5 protein-coding genes are annotated in these 3,711 nt (G+C 59.1%); 2 read left to right on the top strand and 3 right to left on the bottom strand.

Annotated elements, in window-relative coordinates:
- Nucleotides 1-192: 192 nt before the first annotated feature.
- From ACW9IR_RS28975 to ACW9IR_RS28965, 3 genes are all read right to left on the bottom strand, one after another.
- Nucleotides 193-708 (bottom strand): PaaI family thioesterase, encoded by a 516-nt coding sequence (locus tag ACW9IR_RS28975; RefSeq protein ID WP_457466030.1) that lies wholly within the window; start codon nucleotides 706-708, stop codon nucleotides 193-195.
- An 8-nt stretch (nucleotides 709-716) separates the two neighbouring features.
- Nucleotides 717-1,874, bottom strand: a complete 1,158-nt coding sequence (locus ACW9IR_RS28970; RefSeq protein WP_457466029.1) for a GGDEF domain-containing protein — start codon at nucleotides 1,872-1,874, stop codon at nucleotides 717-719.
- Nucleotides 1,875-2,020: 146 nt separating this feature from the next.
- Nucleotides 2,021-2,269 carry a hypothetical protein gene (locus ACW9IR_RS28965; protein ID WP_457466027.1) on the bottom strand — a complete coding sequence of 83 codons (249 nt, stop codon included), beginning with the start codon at nucleotides 2,267-2,269 and terminating at the stop codon, nucleotides 2,021-2,023.
- A 171-nt stretch (nucleotides 2,270-2,440) separates the two neighbouring features.
- On the opposite strand from ACW9IR_RS28965, the gene ACW9IR_RS28960 reads away from it, so the two are divergent.
- Both ACW9IR_RS28960 and ACW9IR_RS28955 read left to right on the top strand, forming a co-directional pair.
- The gene (locus ACW9IR_RS28960; RefSeq protein WP_102899367.1) at nucleotides 2,441-3,085 is read left to right on the top strand and encodes an ATPase; all 645 of its coding nucleotides are present in this window, start codon (nucleotides 2,441-2,443) and stop codon (nucleotides 3,083-3,085) included.
- 86 nt (nucleotides 3,086-3,171) lie between these two features.
- On the top strand, nucleotides 3,172-3,513 hold the full coding sequence (locus tag ACW9IR_RS28955; RefSeq protein WP_102899001.1) for a hypothetical protein: 342 nt from the start codon (nucleotides 3,172-3,174) through the stop codon (nucleotides 3,511-3,513).
- Nucleotides 3,514-3,711: the final 198 nt, after the last annotated feature.

Below are 3,711 nucleotides of genomic sequence, written 5' to 3'. Positions count from 1 at the left end.
GGATTTTGCAAAACCCGAGTTCGACTCGATATCTCAGGTCGGCGTATTTCAACCAGACGCCTCGGTCAGTCTCCTTTCCCCAAGGAGAGGGCTGAGGTGAGGATTTTGCAAAACCCGAGTTCGACTCGATATCTCAGGTCGGCGTATTTCAACCAAACAACTCGGTCAGTCCCCTCTCCCTCTGGGAGAGGGTTAGGGTGAGGGGCTTTGGCTTTTTCGCCCATGCGCCGAATCCGCCAGTTGCCCTGTATCGACTCGCACAAACAACGAGTCACCCACCGCCGTCAGCACTTCCCCGGCAAACACCTCGCAGATCACCCGGGTCTTGCGCCCAACCGCCCCCTCGACCTTCGCCCGCAAAATCAGTGGCACGCCCATCGGTGTCGGTTTGATGAACTTGATCCCAAGGTTGCCAGTGACGCAGTCGATACGCGGCAGGCTGTCAGGTTCGCGGTTCTCCGCGCGGTAGTGGTACGCCATCGCGGTCCAGTTGGAATGGCAGTCGACCAGCATGGCGATCAGCCCCCCGTAGACCAGATCCGGCCAGCCGCAGTACTTGGCCTCCGGCAGGTGTTCGGCAATGACGTGCACGCCGTCTTCATGCCAATGGCTTTTGACATGCAGGCCGTGTGGATTGCGGCCGCCGCAGCCGTAGCAGACGCCTTCGGGGGCGGCGAGGTCTTGCAGGGGAGTATCGAGGCTGGACATGGTTTTTATTATCCTGGTGTGGTGAGTCCGGTCAGGCGCAGGCGATTGCGCCCGCCGCGTTTCGATTCGTAGAGTGCCGCGTCGCCTTGCTCGATCAGTGCCGTCAGGTTGACGGGCGGGTGGTCGAACAGGCTGGCGCCGATGCTCAGGGTCACGGCCGCGGTAGTGGAGAATGTCTGTGAGGTGGTGCTCAGAAACTGCTCGCGCAATGTGTTGCCCAGTTCCATGACGCGCTCGCCTGATGTGCTGCTGAGCAGGATGACAAACTCGTCACCGCCCAGACGCGCCGTCAGCGCATTGCGCGGCAGCACCGAGCGGATCATCTCGCTCAGTGCGATCAGCAAACGATCCCCGGCGGTGTGGCCGTACTGGTCGTTGACCAGTTTGAAATTGTCGATGTCGATCAACAGCAGGGCGCCGGGATGCCCCGGCGAAACCTGTTCGAGCAGGCGCGGCGCACGCTTTTCCAGAGCGCGGCGGTTGTACAGGGCGGTCAGTGGGTCACGCTCGGCGAGGCGAGCGATCTGTTTTTCCCGGCGATAGCGTTCGGTGCCGGTCATCGACAGGGCGATCAACATGATCGCCATCGCACCTTCGACCAGGGAAATCTGGATGATCTCGCCACGAAACGCCGCCAGATCGATCAGCGTGCCGGGGATCACCACGGTCAGGGCTTTGGCCACATAGAAGATCCCGTGACCGAGCAACACATAACGCAACTGCACCGCGCCGACGCTCAACGACTTGCCGTGGGGGCGCAGCAGTGAGCTGGCCTTGAGCGTCGACAGTGCCACCAGCAGCGAATTGGCCGCCAGCATGACCTTCGACCACAGCGGCCCGTCCGGCAGCAACAGCATGACCAGCCAGGTGGCGAAGATCAGATACCAGGCCGGCGACAGCCGTATCTGGGTAAAGCGTGCCACGCCGAGCAGGAACAGGAAATGCGCGGTTACCAGCAAGCCGTTGGCGAACCAGATTCCGATCAGCAAAAAGCCGCTGCTGCGCAACAGAGCCAGGGTAGAACCGACGGTGATGGTGGCGAAACCGGCGCTCCAGAACAGTAGCGAAGGCTCACGAATGCTGCGCCACTCGATCGCCAGATACAGCGCGGCTGCGGCTGCGAGGGCGATGGAAATGGTCAGCATCGTAGGTGGGTCGAGCGGCATTTCTGGATGCGCCTGTCTGAGTGGCAGTGAGACCGGCGATTGTAAGCGTTCGGGCGGTTTTTTCGCAGAGGGCGTGTTGCCGCGCAGACCATTGGTTACGGGAGGGCGTCGTCGTTAGCAGCCCCCCTGACCACGGTGCCGATCGGTCATTGCTGTGGCGCGAGCCAGGTGTCGACAACTCGACGATCCAGTTCTTCCCAGTAAGCCATACCCAGTACGCGGGTGGTGTTGAGCCCGCGCAGGTAACCGCGCAACTGATTGGCAGTGTCTGTGATGAGCTGCGGGTCGGTGATGCCTTTGTCCAGCAATACGCTTTCGTACTGAACCAGATACTCGGCCACACGCTCGCGGAAATCGGGCAGAACGGCGTCTCGGATCAGGTCAAACGTTCTCAAGGCGAACTCCTCATTTCATGTTTTTCTAGTTTTGGTTGAGTGTGTATCAGTCTGCACGTCGTGCAACTATTGCTAGAAGTAATAGTGACCATCAAGAAACGCAAGTTCTGCTTTGTCGGCAATCGGCGGAAAATCGCCTCCATCGAACACGCCGCTCAAGGAATCTGCGCGATGAACACACTGACCCGACTGGCTATGGTCGCCCTGCTAACAGGCGGCGCACTGTTCACAGCTCCGACTTACGCAGCGGACGCCGGGTCGTGTCATTTCCAGACCATCACGGGCAGCAGCGCCACGTTGCAGCATTCGCAAACCGTGGGTGTGCTGCTCAGCGAGAATACCCTGGACAACCTGCAATACCTTGAGCGTTACCACGACATGGCGGTCAACGGCGCGAAAGATGCGCTCGACTCGCGGATTCGCGAAGCCTTTGTCAGCAGTTCCGATCCGGAACTGGCCATCGACTGGCTGGTGAGTTCATTGCAACAGCAGTTCTTGTCGGTGACCGTATACGACAACCTTGATGCCTTGGTGCAGGCGCATCCGGACGTGGTGGTGAAGCTCGACACCTTCAATCGCTTGCTGACGCAGCAAAACAGCCTGGTCGAAGCGCGCTTCACCGCACGTTTCTACGACGCCGACCTGCAATACATCGGCAAGGCTGAAGGCGCTGTTGAGAAACAGTTGCCTTCGGTCTGGGTGCATAACCAGGCGGCACCGGTCATTGCCGCGCAGATCGACAAACAGCGTGACCTGCAACTCAACGCTTTGAAGCAATTCGATGTGTCGCTCAAGGCGCTGGTGGCGTCGAGCTGAACACTTAAAACATAAATGGCAACGGCGGCTCCGTGAGGCTGAACCGTTGCCGGTTGAACCGAACCTTTATTTTCAGGATGACACCGATGCGTCTTTTATTCGTGCCTGCTCTGGCCGTTGCCTCTTTGCTGCTCGCCGGTTGCGCTTCGGCGCCGAATAACCCGAGCCTGACTTTGCAGACCAGCAAGACGCCTGCGCAGTACGCCGATTGTGTTGTGCCGAAGTTGCAGGGCAGTGCGCTGAACCCGACGGTTTCGCAGACTCAGCGCAGCTACCGGATTGTAGTGCCGAGCAAGGTTTCGGCTGACAACGTGCTGGAGGCGTACAAGGCGGGTAGTGGCGGCAAGGTGTTTATCTACGAGCGGCATTTGTTGGCTTCGAATCTTTTGCCTTCGAGTTTTGAGCGGGCTGCGCAGGATTGCATCTGATTTTGCCCGTTGTGTGTATTTGACTGAGCTCCTTTGGTTGGCCGCAACCAACCAATTTTTTGCCTCGCGCTGTTTATTCGGTTGCGGGGCTTTTTTTTGGGTTCTTGGCGGCCTTTGGGCCGACCAGGCTCGGGGTCTTCTTTGTGAATATCCGTTGCTGCGGTGATGGCTTATTACGGTTTCGCCCTTACGGCGACT

The sequence above is a fragment of the Pseudomonas sp. SDT291_1_S447 genome (genome assembly GCF_054070155.1).
This window is presented reverse-complemented; position numbering and strand designations above follow the sequence as displayed.

Excerpts from the sequence above, each read along its gene's own strand:
- ACW9IR_RS28955 (WP_102899001.1), top strand. The coding sequence starts at position 3,172 with ATGCGTCTTTTATTCGTGCCTGCTCTGGCCGTTGCCTCTTTGCTGCTC.
- ACW9IR_RS28975 (WP_457466030.1), bottom strand. The coding sequence starts at position 708 with ATGTCCAGCCTCGATACTCCCCTGCAAGACCTCGCCGCCCCCGAAGGC.
- ACW9IR_RS28960 (WP_102899367.1), top strand. The coding sequence starts at position 2,441 with ATGAACACACTGACCCGACTGGCTATGGTCGCCCTGCTAACAGGCGGC.
- ACW9IR_RS28970 (WP_457466029.1), bottom strand. The coding sequence starts at position 1,874 with ATGCCGCTCGACCCACCTACGATGCTGACCATTTCCATCGCCCTCGCA.